Source organism: Chryseobacterium sp. MYb264 (genome assembly GCF_035974275.1).
GTDB lineage: Bacteria > Bacteroidota > Bacteroidia > Flavobacteriales > Weeksellaceae > Chryseobacterium.
On the sequence record NZ_CP142422.1, the window covers coordinates 3,941,552 to 3,961,176 of the forward strand.

A 19,625-nucleotide genomic window follows, 5' to 3' on the forward strand; every position below is an offset into this window, starting at 1 on the left:
TGTTGTTGGTAGGTATCGCATTAGATCAATATATAAAACCCGATTGGTTTACCGGCTGGATCCGTCTGGTTTGGTATCTTGTGGCTTACATTCCGGTGGGATTACCCGTTTTAAAAGAAGCTTTTGAAAGCATTAAAAATGGGGATGTTTTTTCTGAATTTTTTTTGATGGGGATCGCAACCGTCGGGGCTTTTGCTATCGGCGAGTATCCGGAGGGTGTCGCGGTGATGCTTTTCTATTCTGTTGGTGAAGTTTTTCAGGCAATGGCGGTTACCAGAGCAAAAACCAATATCAAATCTTTACTCGATCAGCGTCCCGATGAGGTTACCGTTATAAAAGACGGTAAACCACAGACAGTTAAGGCTGAAAAAGTAAATATCGGCGAAATTATTCAGTTAAAATCAGGAGAGAAACTAGGATTGGATGGCGAATTGTTATCTGAAAATGCATCATTCAACACAGCTGCTTTAACCGGGGAAAGTAAACCCGATACGAAGATAAAAGGAGAAATTGTTCTTGCGGGAATGATCAATCTGAATACCGTAAGTCTGGTAAAAGTAACCACCGCTTACAAAGACAGCAAACTGAGCAAAATCTTAGAAATGGTTCAGAATGCCACTGCTCAAAAAGCACCTACCGAACTTTTTATCAGAAAATTTGCCAAAATATATACCCCGATTGTGGTTTTCTTAGCGATTGGAATTACCTTTTTACCTTACTTTTTTGTTCCGAATTACGAATTTAGAGATTGGTTGTACAGAGCATTGGTATTCTTGGTGATTTCATGTCCTTGTGCCTTGGTGATTTCCATTCCTTTAGGTTATTTCGGTGGAATCGGAGCAGGAAGCCGAAACGGAATCTTATTTAAAGGAAGTAATTTTCTGGACGTTTTAGCCGATATTCAAAATGTCGTAATGGATAAAACCGGAACCATGACGGAAGGTGTTTTTAAAGTTCAGGAAGTAAATTTCAGCAATGAATTCAATAGAGATGAAATTTTAAAATTCATCAACGCGCTGGAAAGTAAAAGTTCGCATCCTGTGGCCACCGCAATCCATGAATACGTTGGCGAAATTGATCATTCTTTGCCATTGGAAAATGTTGAGGAAATTGCTGGTCATGGTTTAAAGGCAACAATTAATGGACAACGGTTATTAGTAGGAAATTTCAAGTTGATGGATAAGTTCAACATCAATTATGACATTAATACTGAGAATATGGTGTATACCTTGATTGCTGTCGCTTACGATCAAAAATTTGTAGGCTATTTAACGATCGCAGATTCCATTAAACCGGATGCCGAAATAACCATAAAAAAATTAAAAGCATTGCACGTCAATACCACCATGCTGAGTGGCGACAAATCTTCCGTTGTATACCATGTTGCAGAAAAATTAGGAATTCAAAATGCATATGGCGATCTGCTTCCGGAAGATAAGGTGAACAAAGTAAAAGAGGTGAAAGCAAAAAATCAAACCGTAGCTTTTGTAGGGGATGGGGTAAATGATGCTCCGGTTGTTGCGTTAAGCGATGTCGGAATTGCGATGGGCGGATTGGGAAGCGATGCCACCATTGAAACCGCCGATGTTGTGATTCAGGATGACCAGCCGGGTAAAATTCCAATGGCAATCAATATCGGGAAACAAACGAAAAAAATTGTGTGGCAAAATATTATTCTCGCATTCGGAATCAAAGCAGTCGTTTTAGCGCTCGGCGCCGGAGGATTGGCGACCATGTGGGAAGCCGTTTTCGCAGATGTTGGCGTGGCATTATTAGCGATCTTAAATGCCGTACGAATTCAGAGAATGAAGTTTTAATTATATTTTTCTCTCGCAGATCAAGCAAATTCAGCAGATTATTAAACTAAAAATCTTTGCCATCTCCAAAATCTACGAAAAAAAATAAACATCTGTGTAAATCTGTGTTATCTGTGGGAAATAAAAAATGGACAAGAACAAGATTCTCTTGCCGATCAAGCAAATTCAGCAGATTATTAAACTAAAATCTGCGGCATCTGCAAAATCTGCGAGAGAAAAACTTAAACATCATTAAACTTCTTTCATCTATCAACCAAAATCCACCAACTAAAAATGACTTTCATCATAAATTAACATGAAAAACAATTTTCAGTAGTATATTTGTACTACAAAATTCATTGTTGAAGTTTTTCATTTCCATATTCGTCATTTTTACGATCGCACTACGTCCCGTATTGCCATTGATAAATTATGCGGTTAATTACGACTACATCGTAAAAAACCTTTGCGAAAACAGAAATATACCTCAGTCGACCTGTAAAGGGAAATGTTATGTAGAAAAAGAACTCGCAAAAAGTGAAAAGCAATCCAACAATACCCAAAATATAAAAATTGCAGGTCTGGATGTTTTTTTGTCGAATGAAATTCTTTCTTTTTCAACTAAAATTCAAACGGAAGTTCCGGAAAAACATCCCAATTCATTTAAAGAACACTTCTTTGTTTCCGAATATTTCAACCGAATATTCCATCCTCCTTTGTCCTAAAATCTATTTAAACTAATTTTATAGTTTAATATTGAAGTGAATTTAGCTGTCATTTGCTGAGTGTTAACGCCATTGCGAACATAACAACATCAAGTTGACCAAAAAACTTTGCGAGCATTGTGTGTTTAAAAATAAGATCAATATTAAGTTTAGTTTAAAATATCAATTCATTTTTATTCAAAATCATCATTAATTTCAATTTAATTTAAAATGAAATCAAAACTTATTTTAACGGCATTTTTGTCGGTTTCATTAATGGCGTGTGCCCAGGAAACACCTAAAGTAAAGCATAAAAGTAAAACTGCTGTTTCCAAGCAAAATGTAAAAACGGTAAAATTTGCCAATGCGGTAGACCCCATTTGTCATATGCCGACAGAGCCCGACATGAAAGATACAGCGGTGTACAAAAATAAAACGTACGGTTTTTGCAGTGCTTACTGTAAAGACGAATTCAAGAAAAATCCTGAAAAGTATGTCAAAAACTAAAAAGCAGAACAATACCAAGCGCAAGTTGATTATTCCGATCGCGGTGATGGCGTTGCTTTTTTTAATTATTGGCGTAGGAATGGGATATTTTAAAAAGAATCTTTATACGATCATGAAAGTTCCGGATTTTGAACTGACGGATCAGAACAATAAAAAGATTACCAATAAAGATATGCTTGGAAAAGTATATCTGGTAGAGTTTTTCTTTAGCAAATGCCCGACTATTTGTCCGGTGATGAACACCAATATGCGGGCGATAGAAGACGAAATCAACGATCCAAATTTTGGAATTATCTCCATCAGCATCGATCCTGAAAATGATACGCCGGTGCTGCTTAAAGAACATGCAAAAAAGATTGGAGCAAAATCTCCGAACTGGCATTTTCTGACGGGCGACAGAGCATATATCGGGAACCTTGCGGATCAGTTTGATATTTATGTGGGTGATAAGGAAGACGAAAGCGAAAACCTCAACCACAGCGGAATGATCGCATTGGTAGATCAGGACGGGAATCTGCGTTGTCGGTTTAATAAAGAAAATATGCCGATTCTGTATTATTCAGGGTTAAATTATTCTGATGCGGAAGGTAAAAATCCGACGCTGACAGGAAAATATCATCCCGACAGAGAATTGCTGATAGAGGATATTAAGAAATTATTGAAATAAGGGGTCGGAAGATGGATGCAGGAAGATGGAAGTTATTAAAATACAATAGTAATAAACTTCCAGCCTCCAATTCCCAACTTCCCGCCAAAATATAAACCATAAAAACAAAACGTTATGAAGATTTTGAAAATAGCTGCTTTAAGTGCAGTTTTTGCGGCGCAATTTGCATTTGCGCAATTCAAACAAACGCCTTTGCCGTACGCGTACAATGCGTTAGAAGGAAATATCGATGCCGAGACCATGGAGATCCATTATTCAAAGCATGCCGCGGCTTATGTTGCCAATCTGAATAAAGCCATTGCCGGAACTCCACAGGAAAAGCAAACCTTATTCGAGATCATGTCGAATGCTTCAAAACTACCTGCTGCAGTAAGAAACAATGCGGGTGGACATTACAATCACGAATTGTTCTGGACGGTTCTTACGCCGGTAAAAAATACGCAGCCTTCCGCAAAATTGGCGAAAGCAATTACCGATGCGTTCGGAAGTATGGATGCTTTTAAAGCAAAAATGGCAAAAGCAGGCGCCGATCGTTTTGGCTCAGGTTGGGCATGGCTTTCTGTAGATAAAAGCGGGAAACTATTTGTTTCGTCGACAGCTAATCAGGATAATCCGTTGATGGATGTGGTAGAAGAAAAAGGAACGCCCATTTTCGGGATCGATGTTTGGGAACATGCCTATTATCTGAAATACCAGAATAAAAGAGCAGATTATTTAACCGCCATCTGGAACGTAACCAACTGGAAAGAGATCAGCAGAAGATACGAAGAAGCGATCACTAAAAAATAATTCATGAACTTTATTTGCAGCATATTCCTCACCTTATTTGTGGTATTCAGACCCCTGATGCCATTGGCGGAATATGCTGTAAATTATACCTATATTTCGGAAGTTTTATGTATCAACAAAAACAAACCCGAACTTCACTGTAACGGAAAATGTTACCTCGGGAAAGAACTCGCAAAAGCCAATGACAGCGATTCTTCACCAGTAAACAAAGCAAAAAATTCAGGTCAGAAATTACTCGATATCTACCTTTTGCCTGCCATTGCCAATATCACGGCAACCGAAAAGCCGGACTTTACAAAAGTCACTTTTATTTACCATTCGGCGTATTCTTTTCTTTTTCTGAAACACATTTTCAGACCTCCTGTTTTTTAGAATAATATCACAATCTTTTTGGGCGATCCCCTTTCCCTGGCTTTTCCAGCCGCTCGGGGTCGGGCTGTCCGCTCTTATCTTTTTTTAGATTCTTCCTTGCGTCAGAATCCAAAAAAAGGATAACCGCTTCCATCCCTATCGCGATGGAGGTCAAATCAACCTATTGTAACGTGAATTCACAGAGAAGTCAGTTTTTTAATGGTAAAGAAAGAGAAAATATCAACTCTTGCCCCATGAAAACGACTTCGGAAAATGAAGCGTTAAGAAAATTAAAAATACATCCGTTAAAAAATTCCCACTGTCCGAAGCGCGAGATCTATTCGGTTACGAAGACAGACTATTGAATTCGCGCAAGTTTTGGGGATTTTAGGATTGATTTTTAATTTTTAGCATTCAGTTTCCAAGTCTTGACTTTTTGTTTCTTTTGTGTTAAGACAAAAGAAAAAATAGCTTTTAAATCAAGTCGATGCTGCTGAATTCACAATATTTTACTTCTAAAAAATAAATTAAAAAATGTACAGATTTTTATCATTACTCTCAGCAGTATTTATTTTATTCACTTTTACGTCATGCCGAAATAACGACGAAGACGAATCCCAAGATGCAACTCCCGGAAAACTACAGATCAAATTTGAAAACGGCTTCAATAATCTCGGGGATATTGTGCTGAATCAAACCACTCAGACTTCTTCACAAGGACAAAAACATAACTTTTCTGCTTTAAAGTATATCATTAGCAACATTAGTCTCATTGATGAAGCCGGAAATGAATTCAAATACAACGAAAATAATCCCGATAAAGGTGCTTTTATCATCGATCAGGCCGATGCAGTGGCGGGAATCGTCTACATTAATCTCGATGCAGTTCCCAAAAGAAATTACAAAAAAGTAAAATTCGGGTTGGGACTCAGCCAGAATGCCTACTTGTTGGGGCAGGACGGGCAGGCGGAATTCTGGACTAAAGCCAAAGAGAAAGGAATGACCTGGTCTTGGGCGGCGGGCTATGTTTTCGTAAAGCTCGAAGGAAAATACGGAACCGCTTCTCCGCAGACAGAATTTATGAATCACACCGGAAATATGGGAAATGTAACCGCCAACAATACGCCCGATCTTTACCGCGAAATTACTTTGGATTTACCAACGACTGCAAGAGTAAGCACACAGATTACGCCTTCCATCCATATTCTTGCAGATCTGAATCAGTTTTTAAGCGGCGAAAATACATTGAGTCTTAATTCGGTAAATGACATGATGATGGGTTCCAGCCAGCATCTGGTGAATGTAACGAATAACCTGACCAAAATGTTTAAAGTAGATCACGTTCACAATGATTAAATTATGTAAAATCGGGATCTTCATCTTATCTTTTCTGAGTTTAGCTGCCTGTACGGATGAGGTAATTGAACCCATGGAGAAAGACGAGCCTTATACTTTGGAATATCCTTCTTATTTTTCGAAAATGACATTTGATCTTTCAGGAAATCCTCTGACGAAAAATGGAGTGGAGTTGGGGCGAAAATTATTCTATGAAGGTAGGCTTTCACGAAATAATACGATTTCCTGCGGCTTCTGTCATATTCAGGAAAATGCTTTCACCCATCATGGCCACACGGTCAGTCATGGGGTAGACGACAGAATCGGTATCCGAAATGCACCGCCCATCCAGAATATGGCTTTTTTAAAGCGGTATATGTGGGACGGGGTCATTCATAACCTGAACGAACAGCCGATCAGTCCGATCACAGACGTGAATGAAATGGACAGTTCTATTCCGGAAATTGTTTCCAAATTAAATGCAGATGCGAAGTATAAAAAATTATTCAAAGCAGCATATGGGGATGAAAATATTACCGGAGATAGAATTCTAAAGGCATTATCGCAATTTATGGTCACTTTAATTTCTGCAGATTCTAAATATGACCGTATGAAGCAAGGGAAAGAAAATTTTTCTTCAGAAGAACTGCAAGGAATGAATTTATTTCAACAGAAATGTTCATCATGTCACAGCGGAGAATTATTTACCGATGAAAGTTTTAGAAATACCGGGATGTATTATAATACGCAGTTTAAAGATGCGGGACGTTATCGCGTAACGCTGGAACAGGTGGATTGGATGAAATTCCGGGTTCCGAGCTTAAGAAATGTTGAATATACAGCGCCTTATATGCATGACGGCAGGTTTTATACTTTGGAAGCGGTGTTGAATTTCTACTCGGATAATGTGGAAGATAACCCCAATTTAGATCCTCAGTTAAAGCAAAATAATCATCCCGGAATTTCTATGAATGCGCAGGAAAAACAATTCATCATCACTTTCCTGAAAACGTTATCTGATAAAAATTTCATTTCTAATCCAAAATTTGCGGAATAATTTTTTTTAAACATGAATAAAATATTTTTAATTATAAGCTTGATTTTGTTTAATTTAAATCAGGCGAAACCTAAGAATGACAGTCTTTATATTCCTGATGAGGTTCATCAAGTTTTTTTTGATGATTGTGACGCCTGCGGTTGCGGAGCTGGAAACGGCTCATCAGGTTTTGAATCTTTACTGAATCCTCAGTTTATTGGAATAAAATATTTTGCCCAGCATTATAAAGCCAAAGAAAATCTGTTTGTAAAAGATTTAACTCAGGATCAGTATTTTAATACAATTCAGCTATGGGCAAGAATTCCGGTAACGCAAAAACTGAGTGTTTATGGAAGTTTACCGTTTCATTTTCACGAGAAGCAGACCTTGCAGGGAGATATAAATATCAACGGAATCGGAGATTTTAATATGATGGGAATCTATCAACTGCTAAATTCCAAGAATAATATCCATCAGCTGAATGGGGGGGTAGGAATAAAAGTTCCGTTAGGGAAATTTGATGAAAAGGGAATTACGGGGGTAAATCCAAGTTTTCAGCTGGGAACAGGGAGCTGGGATTACCAGATGGTACTCAATTATAAATTTCAGAAAAATAAACTGGCTATTTTACTGAACACCGATTACACCATTAAGACAGAAAATAAAAAGCATTATAATTTCGGAAATCAATGGAATTATGCTGCAACCGGTTTTTATCAGTTTGTGGAGAATGATAGACTCATTTTCTCCGGAAAAACGGGTTTGCAAGGAGAAGTTTTTGATCAAAATAAACAGTTTAATGAAGCACTGCCAAGAACAGCAGGAAGTGCTTTGTATGGAAAGCTGGGTTTTGAGGCTTCCTATAAAAAAATCAGTTTGGGAAGTGAAGTCATGCTTCCGGTATATTCCAATTTGGCGGGCGGCGATATTCAGGCGAAATCGCGTTTTAGTGTTTTCGTTAATTTTGGGATTTAAGAGAATATTTTAAACGAAAAGATTTATTTAAACTTCTTTTTATTTAAAGGAGCAAAGTTGAACAGCAAAGCTGTTTGATGAAGCTCTATAAAAACGTTCGCTTCATCAAATCAATTTTAATTGATTCATTCTTTGCTCCTTAAAAATATTCACAACAAAAATAAAACTTTGCGTTAAAAAAAATATAGTTCAATAAATCAATTTTAGGATTTATTCGATTGAAAATCATTGAATTAAATTCAATTTTGTTTCTATGATTTATTTTCTATCTTTGCCGAAATCTGGTGAGCCATAAAAAGCGCTTAAAAGGGAATCCGGTGAAAATCCGGGACAGACCCGCTGCTGTAAGCTCCACACCAAAGTTTTTGAAGATCATATCCACTGTTTTTTAATGGGAAGGATTTCAAAAACGGAGTAAGTCAGAAGACCTGCCAGACCATAAACGTTTGACGCTTTCGTGGAATAAAGCTTAGGACATCATTGATCTTGTGTGGTTTACGACTGCGCTTTATCGGTGTATTCTTATATCCATTAGCGTCATCATGATCTAAATGAGCTAATGGTGGCAAAAGTTCTTACATCTCAACTTTATAAGGTTGTTTTCGCAGTTTTTGTGTTAACAGCGCCATGGTTGTTTTCACAATCCAAAAAAGACACGGTAAAGGAGAAAAGCATTCTTCCGGTTACGATTTATAAAAAGAATTTTAAAGAGATCCTTCCTGCGCAAACGCTTTCTGGAGAACAACTGGAAAGGCTCAACAGTCAGTCGGTGGCCGATGCGCTGAGGTATTTTTCAGGAGTTCAGATCAAAGATTACGGTGGAATAGGTGGTTTGAAAACCATTAATGTTAGAAGCCTTGGAAGCCAGCATGTAGGTGTATTCTATGACGGGATACAGCTGGGAAATGCTCAAAACGGGCTGGTAGATTTGGGAAGATATTCCTTAGATGATCTGGAAGAAATTTCTTTGTATAACGGTCAGAAAAGCGAAATTTTTCAATCGGCAAAAGACTTCGGCTCATCAGGTTCAATTTACTTGCAGCCTAAAACACCTTCTTTTAAGGGGAATAAAAAGACAAATTTTGTCATAAGACTGAAAAATGCTTCTATTGACTTATTTAATCCATCTTTTCGTTTAGAACAAAAATTATCGCAAAAGATTTCTGCAAGTTTTAGTTCTGAGTTTTTGCAAAGTGATGGTGTTTACAGATATCGCTATGCCAAAAAGTTTCCCGACGGAGAGCAGGCGTATGATACGATTGCTAAAAGGCAGGATTCGGATTTGAGGGCGAAACGTTTTGAAACATCCATCAACGGGAATTTAAATAATGGGAACTGGAACGTTCGTGGTTATGGATATATTTCTAATCGTGGCTTACCTGGTTCTATAGTTAACGGGCGTTTTGACGCAAGAGGTTCCAGAATGGTGGATGAAAATTATTTTGTGCAGGCTCATCTAAGAAAAAAGCTATTTCCAAAACTGGAGACTCAGCTGAAAGCGAAATTTGCATACGATTATACCCGTTTTCTGGATACCGTTCAGTCACAGTTGATCAAGTATTCAGATAATACTTAGTCGCTCCTTAAAAAGCTGTTTTTTGACTTTGAAAATTATATTTGCCTAAAAAGATTCGGAGAACAAGTTCGAGCCAAAGAAGAATTTGTTGTTTGATTTGATTCAATCTCATCTTCAAATTGTATCCAATCCCTGCTAATAATGCATTATTAATATCTCCAGCCACTCCTTTCAGGAAGTTTAATCCTAAGGAGTGGTTTCTTTTTAAATGAGAGATACAAGGTTCTATGGCTGCTCTTGCCCGGAATCTTAATCTGGCTACTTGTTGCCCATATTTTGTTTTTTCTTTTTTTGCGGGAAGCAAAATTGCTGTTCCTTCCACTTCTTTGATTCCTTTAAATCCTCTGTCTGTAGTGGCTTTCGTAGGTCTTGTTCCGCCAACGGATTTTCTTACCCTCTCACTCTGTGCCAATGATTCTTCAAGAGTTTTACTATCGTGAGGATTGCCAGAAAATCTCTTTACCGAGCTGATGATCCCTGTTTTCCGACCTCTTACTACTGCTACTTTTGTCCCAAACTCGTATGCTTTTCCCGATTTTCCTTTCGCAATACACGCAACTTGTGGCTCGTGAAGACTGTAAATTTTATCTTTCGTGGTACGTTCTTGGGTGAGTGCTTTAAGGTAAATTTTAAAAACGTCTTCGTAGCCTTTCAAAACATCTTTAGGAAGTTTTCTTTCCAATTCCCGAAGAACTCTTTTACCAATCGTCCTGAGCTTTTTCCTCGCCATTTTTGCCTTCTTCTGTCTTCTGGGATGATGTCCAAAAAAAGCGTCCCGCAATAATTGTTTGCTCACTCTTCTGTAGCTTTGTCTTTGTACAACGCTCTCTTTTTCTGCTATTTTTCTACAATTGTCGATTACTTTTTTTGCTAATTTGGCATCGGTAGGAAAGGTAATGTTCTTCTCCTGAACCGTCGTATCTACCTGAACTTCATCTTCTGTTTTGGCTTTGGGATGGAGAGAAACGCTTTGTCCCAAAAGAAATTCCAAACCCTTATCTCCAATTCTTTTTCTGAAGTGTACAAAATTGCTCGGATCGAAAGGCTGCTCTGTCTGGAAAAAGGTTTCTCCGGTAAAATATTGCCAATACGCATTCTCAATCCATCTCTCTATTACACTTTCATCACTTTCTTTAAACATTTCCTTGAGCAAAAGCATTCCTGCTATTTTACGGATAGCAATAGAAGGTCTTCCGTTTTCTGAAAATAATTTCTCAAACTCTGACTCCATTTTATCCCAGGAAATCTCCCCAGCTAATTTTACCACCGGATGCTCCATATTAATAAGCTCCGTAAGCCTGGTCTTGAATAAATTCTGCTGTAAATCCTCTCTTATTTTGCCTAACATTTTGCCACTTTTTATATCCTAAAAATACAATTTATTGCAATTTTTTACAACGATTTTTTACGAAATATAAGTGCATAAAAACTGATAATCAAAATATTACTTGGTTTTTAAGGAATGACTACTTATATTCAAAAAGAGTTTTATATTTCATCATCCAATTTATATTCTATTACTCCTAATTGGGATTTGAGTGTGAGCGGTGACTTCCAGTATAATCATCTGGATGCTGATTTAATCAATTTTACCTATCCTACTCGTTATACCTCACTTGTGGCATTGGCAACCACCTATCAATGGGAGAGGTTTAAATTTTTAGGAAGTATTTTAGGAACATTTGTGCAGGAGAAAGTTGAATTAAATTCGAAATCTCCAGATAAAAGAGAGTGGACACCCGCATTATTTTTGAGCTATCAGCCTGCAATAATTCCTGAACTTACCCTTAGAGCTTTCTATAAAAGAATTTTCCGAATGCCCACCTTCAATGATCTGTACTATACGAGTATAGGGAATACCTACTTAAAACCTGAATATACCAATCAATACAATATCGGTTTTACCTATCAAAAATCTTTTAGTAAGGCAATTCTTCAAAATTTGTATGTGAAGGTAGATGGCTATTACAATAAAGTAGAAGATAAAATCATTGCTGCGCCCAACGGAAGCATGTTTCGATGGCTGATGATGAATCTTGGGTTGGTGGAGATTATTGGAACTGATGTAAATGTACAGGCAGAATTGCAAGCAGGAAATGTACTCTTAAAACCTTTATTGTCTTATACTTACCAAAGTGCAAAAGATATGAGTGATCCTGAAGATAGTTTTTATAAACATCAAATTCCTTACACGCCTTGGCATAGCGGAACTTTCACCTTAATGGCAGATTATAAAGATTGGAGTTTTAATTACAGTGCAATGTATGTAGGAAAAAGGTATGATGGGAATCAGGATAATATCAAGGTTAATGAAGTGCAGCCTTGGTATACCCATGATCTTTCGGTTCAGAAGAAGTTTAATTGGCATAGGCAGCAATTTAAGGTAAGCCTTGAAGTGAATAATGTTTTTAATCAATATTATGATGTGGTTATTAATTATCCCATGCCTGGAAGAAATTTTAAACTTATTTTAAATTATACACTATGAAAAAGCTAAACTTTTTTCTATTGTTTTCAATATTTATTCTTCTTATTTCATGTCGTACAGATGAAATTATAGTACGTGCTGAGGTAGAAGAAGGTCTTGCGAAACCTGAAAATACAGCCATTAAAGGTTTTTATGTATTGAATGAAGGGAATATGGGAAGTAATAAATGCACCCTGGATTTTTTTGATTATTCCACGGGGACCTATCACAGAAATATCTATGCAGAAATCAATCCAAATGTGGTGAAAGAGCTTGGAGACGTAGGAAATGATATTCAGATCTATGGCGGTAAAATGTATGTGATCGTGAATGTTTCTAATAAAATTGAAGTACTGGATGCCAAAACAGCAAAACGTATTAAGACAATCCCGTTGCAGAATTGCAGATACATCACTTTCAAAGATGGAAAAGCCTATGCAAGCAGCTATGCGGGTCCTGTAGATATTAATCCTAATGCTCCGAAAGGTAAGGTAGTGGAAATAGATACCGTTTCACTGTCTGTCCAGCGACAGGTGACCGTAGGTTATCAGCCAGAGGAAATGCAGATTGTGGGGAATCAGCTTTTCGTGGCCAATTCGGGAGGGTATATGGTTCCAAATTATGATAAAACGGTTTCTGTAATTGATTTGAATTCGTTCACAGAAACCAAGAAAATAGATGTTGCTATTAACCTTCATCGCTTGAAGAAAGACAGTTATGGAGATCTGTATGTAAGCTCCAGAGGTGATTATTATACAGTTCCTTCTACTTTATTTTTAATAGATGCAACAACAGGAAGTATAAAAAAAGATTTTCACCTCTCTGTAAGTGAAATGACGATTGTGAATGATAAATTGTATTTCTACGGAAACGAATTTAATTACAATACCCATACTTATAAAAAGTCTTTCGGAATAATAGATGTGAAGACCGAACAAATTATTTCCACCCAAATTATCGATCAGGAATATATAGATGCCATCAAAACACCCTACGGAATTGCCGTGAATCCTATTACAGAAGATATTTATATAACGGATGCCCGAAATTATGTTTCTATAGGATATGTCTACTGTTTTGATAAAAACGGAAAATTCAAATGGAAAACAGAGGGCGGAAATATTCCGGCGCACTTTGCTTTTTTGTATAAATAATTAAATCCTTAACAATGAAGAACAATTACTTTAAATATATAAAAATCTCACTTTTATCCGTATTGTTTATAGGAATTTCGGCCTGTAAAAGTGATGACGACGATTTTACTTTTAATGGTCTTGAAGAATCGTATTCTATTGACCGTTTTAAAGTCCTGAGTATTCCTACAAACGTATCAGCAAACGTAACATGGAGTATTAATGATTCTATTATTTCACAAAATTCAGAGCTGGAATTTATCAGTCCGACTGTTGATACCTATCCTTTAACGCTGAAAGTTGAAAGGAATGGCAATATTCAGACTTATAAATCAAAAATCATCGTCAACCAAGAGACCGGAAATTATAGCAAATATATTTCTAAGGTTTTAGATTTTAAACCGGCGGTCGGTCAGTTTATCAATGATATTCCGGAGTATGAAAACGGAAATAATTCGGCAGCGATGATTCAGAAAGCCAATGATTATCTCGTGGGAGGCAACTCTTCAATGGTTACCCTTGGTGGCTACGGCGGATATGTGGTGTTCGGATTCGATCATACGATTCCCAATATGAATGGCAGAGATTTTAAAGTGCTGGGAAATGCTTTTTTTGCCAACGGATCTACAGACCGCGCAGGATCTTGCGAGCCGGGAATCATCATGGTGGCTTATGATAAAAATAAAAACGGCAAGCCGGACGATAATGAATGGTACGAAATTGCAGGAAGCGAATATTTTAAAAATACAACAACAAAAGACTATACAATAACTTACTTCAAACCCAATAGTAATAAAGTTCCGGTTCCGGGGAATGAGTATTGGCAAACCGATGTGGAGTACATCAAATGGGAGGATAATAAGGGGAATTCTGGATTTAAAACAAAGAATACCTTCCATAGCCAAAGCTATTATCCGTTATGGCTTTCTGATCAATCTTACGGTTTTTCAGGAACCAGACTTCAGGATAATTTTCACGACCAAAGTGGAAGCGGAACGTATTGGGTAGGAAAATCCTACGATTTTGGATATGCAGACAATGCTCCGAACAATGACGAAGCCTCCAATATCGATATTTCCTGGGCGGTAGACCGAAACGGGAAATATGTAAAACTTCCGGGAGTCGATTTTGTGAAAGTATATACCGGTGTCAATCAGGAAGCAGGATGGCTGGGCGAAGTTTCTACGGAAGTTGCCGGAGCGTATGATTTACATCTCAAATAAATTTAATATTATCTCTAAAATTAAATAAAAATGAAAAAGTTTTATCTTTTTACATTGCTTTTTCTGTTTGCATGCTTTACCAATGCGCAGATAAAAGTACAGGGTGTGCCCCGAAATGACCTTCCGCAGAATTTAGCTGCGCAAAGTCAGAACCTTACCACTACCACTTTGCCGTTTTCTGATATCCAATATTGGGTAGGAACCGGAACCAACGAAGCCGCTTTGGTGGTTCAGTGGAATGATAATAAAAATCCTGATGCCTTGGTATGGGGGTTCAGATGGAATGGTACAGCGACAGGTGAAGATATGCTGAAAGCCATCGCGAAAGCAGATCACAGATTTTATACGTTATTGAGACAGGGAACTCAGTTTGGTACGGCTGTTGGCGGAATTGGTTTTGATTTAAATGGAATTAATTCCAACGCATTGTACAAAAACGGAGACACGATGTATCCGTTGTATCCGTCAGATGGCATTATTAATTCTTCGGAATATGATTTTGATTCCTATACCGCGGCAGATACCAACGACCACTGGAAATCCGGCTGGACAACCGGGTATTGGTCGTATTGGGTAAAAGACGCTACTGATACCGACTTTGGATATTCAGGATTAGGTGCTTCTAACAGACAGCTGGAAAACGGATCTTGCGATGTTTGGAATTTTTATGTTGATATGAATTCTTTCCCTATTTCTTCTACATTAACTCCGGTTTCACCTTATGTAAATTCTACAGACTTTACCAACGGCTATTTTATTGTAAATGAAGAATGGTTCGGTCATACCAATGGTTCTGTAAATTTTGTTAATCCCAATGGAACCGTTAATTACAGAATTTACAGCAATGTGAATAATAATGAAGCTTTCGGAGCAACAACGCAATTCGGAACAATTTACGGAGATAAATTCTATTTTGTTTCTAAACAGGCTGCTGATGGTGGCGACACACAATACGCACCAGGAGGAAGATTAGTGGTTGCCAATGCACAAACCATGCAAAAAATTGCCAGTTTTAATACGATTGGCGGGGGAGACGGAAGGTCTTTTTTAGGCGTTAACGAACATAAAGGATATATTGGAGCTTCTAACGGAATCTATACTTTTGATATTGATAATATGCAGGTAGGGTCTCTCATTCCTACAACAGGTGGTGGAAGTGCTTATGCAGGACAGATCGGGAATATGATCAGAACTTCTCAATATGTTTTTGCCGTAAAACAGGCAGCCGGAATTTTTGTTATTGATCCTAATACAGATACCGTAATTCAGACAATTTCAGGAGCTTTCAACTCTATTGTTCAGGCTAAAGACGGAAGTATCTGGGCAATTATGGAACAGAAACTGGTCAATATTCATCCGACAACTTTTGCAACCACAGCGTATGATATTCCCTCTACCAAATATTTTACATCTTGGGGAGCCTGGAATGCCGGGAGCTTTACGGCAAGTAAGCAAAATAATACCTTGTATTGGATCAACGGAACAGGGAGCTTCACTTCAGGAACACAGATTGTGAAGTTTGATGTAGCTACCAAAACATTCAATGAAAATTTTGCAACGATTCCTGGGCAAACAGGATCATTTCCTCAAATTCCTTACGGAGCGGCACTGCGTGTGAATCCAACAACAGATGAATTGATTCTTAACACTACAGAATACGGTTATGGAGCTCATTATCAAAACAACTGGGTTCATACCTATAATAATACAGGAACTTTAACCAACACTTTAAAATTAAACGATTATTACTGGTTCCCGGCTGTAGTTGTTTTCCCGGATAATACAAATCCTGTAGTTGCGGCAACTTTCCCGGCTCAGATTAATGTAAACAGCGCAACATCGATCGATTTAAAAACAATCGTTACAGATGATGATAATGCCGCTGCTTCTATTGTAAAAGCCGTAAAATCAAACAGCAATCCAAATATAGTTTCTGCGGTAATTAATTTGAATGATGAATTGGTTTTAACACCACAAGGAAACGGAACTGCTGAGGTGGTAATAAGTTTCAACTCAAACGGTAAAGTGGTAGAAAAAACGCTGACAGTGAATGCGACAAGCGGAGTTTTATCAACTGTTGAGGTGAAGAAAACTGAACTAAGCATTTACCCTAATCCTGCGACTGATATTCTGAATATCAAGACACAGGATAAGGTGGTAAATGTTTCTATTTTTGATGCATCCGGAAGATTAGTGAATGCTAAATTCGAAAATGGGCAAGTAAATATAAGCACTCTTGCAAAAGGGATTTATATCGTAAAGATTGTTACGGATAAAGCAGTTTATCAACAAAAACTGATGAAGAAATAATTTTTATCAGCATATTCAAGTTTGTTTTAGCCTTCACCTCTTGCCTGTGGTGGAGGCTATTTTTTTCTTCCTTTGATATTGGGTAAAAATGCTGTGATGATTCCCATCAACGGTAAAAAAGCGCAGATTTTAAAGACGTACTCAATGCTAGTATCATCGGCAACAGCTCCCAATACGGCAGATCCTATTCCTCCCATTCCAAACATAAATCCGAAGAATAATCCGGCTACCAATCCAATTTTATTAGGCATTAAGTCCGTTGCGTATACCAATATTGCTGAAAATGCCGAAGCAATGATCAGTCCGATTAAAACGGCAAAAATAATCGTCCAAAATAAAGGAAGATAAGGTAAACAAAGGGTAAATGGTGCTGCTCCCAAGATAGAGATCCAGATGATTTTTTTTCTTCCGTATCGGTCACCTAATTTTCCGCCCAAAATGGTTCCGACTGCCACAGCAGCAAGAAACAGGAAGAGGTATAGCTGAGAATCTTTTACCGAGATATGGAATTTATCCATTAGGAAAAAGGTAAAATAATTCGTCATGGAAGCCAGATAAATATACTTTGAAAAGACTAAAGCCAATAAAATCGTTACAGAAAAAATGACCTTCTTTCGTGATAATTGTATTTCAATAATATCGCTTGGATGCTTGCCTGATTTCTTTAACGATAATCTCTCAGCATACCAGTTTCCGATTCTCCATAATACAATAATTCCGATAAATGCTGCGATGGCAAAAACTCCTACGTAACCTTGTCCCAAAGGAAGAACAATTAAAGCGACTAATAAAGGTCCGATGGCGCTTCCTGAATTTCCGCCTACCTGAAAAATCGATTGTGCCAATCCTTTTTGTCCACCGGATGCCAATTGTGCTACTCGTGAGGCTTCCGGATGAAAAACGGAAGATCCCATTCCAATCAGTGCGACGGAGATTAGAATGACATAATATTGATGTGCTGCCGCCAACAGTAATAGTCCCGCCATGGATAATCCCATCCCAATTGCCAGTGATCTCGGATTAGGCTTTTTATCGGTATAAATTCCCACAAAAGGCTGTAAAATGGATGCCGTTAATTGAAATACCAATGTGATAATTCCAATTTGAGCAAAAGATAAGCTAAATTCTCCCTTCAGAATGGGATAGAGTGAAGGAATAGTAGATTGGATCAGATCATTCAGGAAATGTGAAAAACTGATCATAAATAGGATAGGGTAGACAATTTTCGTGGTGTCAATTGTTGTTGCCTTTACATTTTCCATAGGAATAGGGTTTTAAAATTCATCAGGTCATCTGATGAATTGGATTAAATTTTTATAATTAATAAATTCGGTCAACAATTTGTTGAGCAATAAATTCGGCCTTTTCCGGGCTCTGGTTTTTAATGGCCTCATAAAGATCAGCATGTATATTCTGCGAGATTTTAAAAGGCTCCGTGTCGTTGTTATGACGATGCTCAAAGGAACTCAGGATATGCTTACTGGCGATGATAAAGATTTCTTTCAATAAACTATTTCCGCAGGCTTTAGCGATAGAGACGTGAAAATTCACATCTGCCTCATAACATTCCAGTGCCTTTCTTTCAGTCGCTAATGTATTTCTTAGATCTAAATACATTTTTATAGTCGTCAAATCTTCTTCTGTACGATGGGTTGCCGCTTTTCCTGCAATTTTAGCATCCAGGATCGATCTTACTTCCAATACATCTTCAAGCCTTGCTTTATCCATTTGAGTTTCCAAAGATTCCTGTGCATTTTTAGAAACAACAAAAGTTCCGACGCCTTGCTGAACGCTGAGAATTCCTTTAATTAGTAAAATTTTTATCGCCTCCCGAATGCTGGAACGCCCAACTCCGTAGATTTTCATCAGCTCGGGCTCAATCGGAAGTTTTTCTCCAATAATATAATCATCATTCAGAATTCCTTCCAACAATCTTTCGGCTACTTCTTCGGCTAAGGTCTTTCTTTGAATCTGCATTGTATTAAAAACATCATATCATCTGATGAATTGCAAAGGTAGGGTATTTAATTTAAAGTTCAGAGTTTAATGTTTAAAGTTAAGTATGGTAGTAGAAATTACCATAAAATGTGATTTTTTATTGCCACGAATACACGGATATTTTTATTTCCCGCAGATGGCCTTTAGATTTTCCACAGATGGTATCGTTGATTTTCTTTGTTTAACCTTTGCGGTCCTTTATAAGTGGAACGGTTTGGTGAGACTTAAAACGGGAGTTGTCAAAAAACTTGGCGGGGCTTCGTGTTCAATATGTAAAGTGTAAGGAAAAGAATCTGCAAAATCTGCAAAATCTGCAAAATCTGCGAGAGCAAAAAATCGGATCAGTTTCAAAACTTGGGGAGAAATTGTTTAGATGTATTTTTTGCCACGAATGCACGAATATTTTTATTTCCCATAGATTGATAGGATTTTCGTGGATGGGGCTGTTTCTGTTGGTTTTTCGCAAAGGCGCAAAGATATTTTTAATGCCTGATGTTTTTAAGGCGCAAGGATTTTATCAAAGATAAAATTGAGCGCTGCATATTATCGCCACGAATGCACGAATTTTTTTATTTCCCATAGATTGATAGGATTTTCGTGGATGAGGCTGTTTCTGTTGGTTTTTCGCAAAGTCGCAAAGATATTTTTAATGCTTTATGTTTTTAAGGCGCAAGGATTTTATCAAAGATAAGATTGAGCGCTGCATATTATCGCCACGAATGCACGAATATTTTTATTTCCCATAGATTGATAGGATT

At 37.5% G+C, this 19,625-nt stretch carries 18 protein-coding genes and 1 riboswitch; of the genes, 15 read left to right on the forward strand and 3 right to left on the reverse strand.

All coding sequences use genetic code 11. The features are described from left to right. The first annotated feature begins 167 nt into the window (after positions 1-167). The 11 genes from VUJ46_RS17100 (at position 168) to VUJ46_RS17150 (ending at position 9,736) form a co-directional block, all read left to right on the forward strand. The gene (locus VUJ46_RS17100) at positions 168-1,817 is read left to right on the forward strand and encodes a heavy metal translocating P-type ATPase (protein WP_442784957.1); all 1,650 of its coding nucleotides are present in this window, start codon (positions 168-170) and stop codon (positions 1,815-1,817) included. A 341-nt stretch (positions 1,818-2,158) separates the two neighbouring features. Continuing rightward, positions 2,159-2,521, forward strand: a complete 363-nt coding sequence (locus VUJ46_RS17105) for a hypothetical protein (protein ID WP_326981934.1) — start codon at positions 2,159-2,161, stop codon at positions 2,519-2,521. A 210-nt stretch (positions 2,522-2,731) separates the two neighbouring features. After that, a complete protein-coding gene (locus VUJ46_RS17110) occupies positions 2,732-3,007 on the forward strand; it encodes a YHS domain-containing protein (protein WP_326981935.1) in 276 nt (91 codons plus the stop codon). Further along, positions 2,994-3,674 carry an SCO family protein gene (locus VUJ46_RS17115; RefSeq protein ID WP_326981936.1) on the forward strand — a complete coding sequence of 227 codons (681 nt, stop codon included), beginning with the start codon at positions 2,994-2,996 and terminating at the stop codon, positions 3,672-3,674. Before VUJ46_RS17110 ends, VUJ46_RS17115 begins: the two co-directional genes overlap by 14 nt. Positions 3,675-3,788: 114 nt before the next feature. Further along, positions 3,789-4,463: a superoxide dismutase gene (locus tag VUJ46_RS17120; RefSeq protein ID WP_326981937.1), complete on the forward strand. Its 675-nt coding sequence runs from the start codon at positions 3,789-3,791 to the stop codon at positions 4,461-4,463. Between the two features lie 3 nt (positions 4,464-4,466). Further along, on the forward strand, positions 4,467-4,835 hold the full coding sequence (locus tag VUJ46_RS17125) for a hypothetical protein (protein WP_326981938.1): 369 nt from the start codon (positions 4,467-4,469) through the stop codon (positions 4,833-4,835). Between the two features lie 143 nt (positions 4,836-4,978). Beyond that, positions 4,979-5,179 carry a hypothetical protein gene (locus tag VUJ46_RS17130; RefSeq protein WP_326981939.1) on the forward strand — a complete coding sequence of 67 codons (201 nt, stop codon included), beginning with the start codon at positions 4,979-4,981 and terminating at the stop codon, positions 5,177-5,179. Positions 5,180-5,348: 169 nt separating this feature from the next. Continuing rightward, positions 5,349-6,170, forward strand: coding sequence for an MbnP family protein (locus VUJ46_RS17135; RefSeq protein WP_326981940.1), 822 nt, complete (start codon positions 5,349-5,351; stop codon positions 6,168-6,170). Continuing rightward, positions 6,163-7,206: a cytochrome-c peroxidase gene (locus tag VUJ46_RS17140; protein WP_326981941.1), complete on the forward strand. Its 1,044-nt coding sequence runs from the start codon at positions 6,163-6,165 to the stop codon at positions 7,204-7,206. Before VUJ46_RS17135 ends, VUJ46_RS17140 begins: the two co-directional genes overlap by 8 nt. Before the next feature lie 12 nt (positions 7,207-7,218). Continuing rightward, complete coding sequence (locus VUJ46_RS17145; protein ID WP_326981942.1) at positions 7,219-8,160, forward strand: transporter; 942 nt, start codon at positions 7,219-7,221, stop codon at positions 8,158-8,160. Positions 8,161-8,425: 265 nt separating this feature from the next. Next, positions 8,426-8,610: riboswitch (cobalamin riboswitch) on the forward strand. A 109-nt stretch (positions 8,611-8,719) separates the two neighbouring features. Continuing rightward, positions 8,720-9,736, forward strand: a complete 1,017-nt coding sequence (locus tag VUJ46_RS17150) for a TonB-dependent receptor (RefSeq protein ID WP_326981943.1) — start codon at positions 8,720-8,722, stop codon at positions 9,734-9,736. Positions 9,737-9,743: 7 nt separating this feature from the next. Here the strand turns inward: VUJ46_RS17150 and VUJ46_RS17155 are convergent, their stop codons facing one another. Then, positions 9,744-11,084 (reverse strand): IS5 family transposase, encoded by a 1,341-nt coding sequence (locus tag VUJ46_RS17155; protein ID WP_326981209.1) that lies wholly within the window; start codon positions 11,082-11,084, stop codon positions 9,744-9,746. 114 nt (positions 11,085-11,198) lie between these two features. Here VUJ46_RS17155 and VUJ46_RS17160 point away from each other — a divergent pair, with 114 nt between their 5' ends. From VUJ46_RS17160 to VUJ46_RS17175, 4 genes are read left to right on the forward strand one after another with little or no spacing between them, the layout of a single operon-like run. Continuing rightward, positions 11,199-12,224 (forward strand): TonB-dependent receptor domain-containing protein, encoded by a 1,026-nt coding sequence (locus VUJ46_RS17160; RefSeq protein WP_326981944.1) that lies wholly within the window; start codon positions 11,199-11,201, stop codon positions 12,222-12,224. After that, positions 12,221-13,357 (forward strand): YncE family protein, encoded by a 1,137-nt coding sequence (locus VUJ46_RS17165; protein ID WP_326981945.1) that lies wholly within the window; start codon positions 12,221-12,223, stop codon positions 13,355-13,357. The genes VUJ46_RS17160 and VUJ46_RS17165 overlap by 4 nt, the downstream gene beginning before the upstream one ends. A gap of 14 nt (positions 13,358-13,371) precedes the next feature. Continuing rightward, a complete protein-coding gene (locus VUJ46_RS17170; RefSeq protein WP_326981946.1) occupies positions 13,372-14,559 on the forward strand; it encodes a cell surface protein in 1,188 nt (395 codons plus the stop codon). A 30-nt stretch (positions 14,560-14,589) separates the two neighbouring features. Continuing rightward, positions 14,590-16,869, forward strand: coding sequence for a T9SS type A sorting domain-containing protein (locus tag VUJ46_RS17175; RefSeq protein ID WP_326981947.1), 2,280 nt, complete (start codon positions 14,590-14,592; stop codon positions 16,867-16,869). A gap of 56 nt (positions 16,870-16,925) precedes the next feature. On the opposite strand, the gene VUJ46_RS17180 is transcribed toward VUJ46_RS17175, so the two are convergent. Together VUJ46_RS17180 and VUJ46_RS17185 are read right to left on the reverse strand one after the other, a co-directional pair. Continuing rightward, on the reverse strand, positions 16,926-18,131 hold the full coding sequence (locus tag VUJ46_RS17180) for an MFS transporter (protein ID WP_326981948.1): 1,206 nt from the start codon (positions 18,129-18,131) through the stop codon (positions 16,926-16,928). A gap of 58 nt (positions 18,132-18,189) precedes the next feature. Continuing rightward, a complete protein-coding gene (locus tag VUJ46_RS17185) occupies positions 18,190-18,846 on the reverse strand; it encodes a FadR/GntR family transcriptional regulator (protein ID WP_326981949.1) in 657 nt (218 codons plus the stop codon). Positions 18,847-19,625: the final 779 nt, after the last annotated feature.

What these genes read in the sequence shown, in the direction of transcription:
- VUJ46_RS17160 (WP_326981944.1), top strand. Translation starts at nt 11,199, where the DNA reads ATGACTACTTATATTCAAAAAGAGTTTTATATTTCATCATCCAATTTA.
- VUJ46_RS17170 (WP_326981946.1), top strand. Translation starts at nt 13,372, where the DNA reads ATGAAGAACAATTACTTTAAATATATAAAAATCTCACTTTTATCCGTA.
- VUJ46_RS17165 (WP_326981945.1), top strand. Translation starts at nt 12,221, where the DNA reads ATGAAAAAGCTAAACTTTTTTCTATTGTTTTCAATATTTATTCTTCTT.
- VUJ46_RS17180 (WP_326981948.1), bottom strand. Translation starts at nt 18,131, where the DNA reads ATGGAAAATGTAAAGGCAACAACAATTGACACCACGAAAATTGTCTAC.
- VUJ46_RS17100 (WP_442784957.1), top strand. Translation starts at nt 168, where the DNA reads ATGGGGATCGCAACCGTCGGGGCTTTTGCTATCGGCGAGTATCCGGAG.
- VUJ46_RS17125 (WP_326981938.1), top strand. Translation starts at nt 4,467, where the DNA reads ATGAACTTTATTTGCAGCATATTCCTCACCTTATTTGTGGTATTCAGA.
- VUJ46_RS17155 (WP_326981209.1), bottom strand. Translation starts at nt 11,084, where the DNA reads ATGTTAGGCAAAATAAGAGAGGATTTACAGCAGAATTTATTCAAGACC.
- VUJ46_RS17110 (WP_326981935.1), top strand. Translation starts at nt 2,732, where the DNA reads ATGAAATCAAAACTTATTTTAACGGCATTTTTGTCGGTTTCATTAATG.
- VUJ46_RS17130 (WP_326981939.1), top strand. Translation starts at nt 4,979, where the DNA reads ATGGAGGTCAAATCAACCTATTGTAACGTGAATTCACAGAGAAGTCAG.
- VUJ46_RS17120 (WP_326981937.1), top strand. Translation starts at nt 3,789, where the DNA reads ATGAAGATTTTGAAAATAGCTGCTTTAAGTGCAGTTTTTGCGGCGCAA.
- VUJ46_RS17175 (WP_326981947.1), top strand. Translation starts at nt 14,590, where the DNA reads ATGAAAAAGTTTTATCTTTTTACATTGCTTTTTCTGTTTGCATGCTTT.
- VUJ46_RS17145 (WP_326981942.1), top strand. Translation starts at nt 7,219, where the DNA reads ATGAATAAAATATTTTTAATTATAAGCTTGATTTTGTTTAATTTAAAT.
- VUJ46_RS17150 (WP_326981943.1), top strand. Translation starts at nt 8,720, where the DNA reads ATGGTGGCAAAAGTTCTTACATCTCAACTTTATAAGGTTGTTTTCGCA.
- VUJ46_RS17115 (WP_326981936.1), top strand. Translation starts at nt 2,994, where the DNA reads ATGTCAAAAACTAAAAAGCAGAACAATACCAAGCGCAAGTTGATTATT.
- VUJ46_RS17185 (WP_326981949.1), bottom strand. Translation starts at nt 18,846, where the DNA reads ATGCAGATTCAAAGAAAGACCTTAGCCGAAGAAGTAGCCGAAAGATTG.
- VUJ46_RS17135 (WP_326981940.1), top strand. Translation starts at nt 5,349, where the DNA reads ATGTACAGATTTTTATCATTACTCTCAGCAGTATTTATTTTATTCACT.
- VUJ46_RS17140 (WP_326981941.1), top strand. Translation starts at nt 6,163, where the DNA reads ATGATTAAATTATGTAAAATCGGGATCTTCATCTTATCTTTTCTGAGT.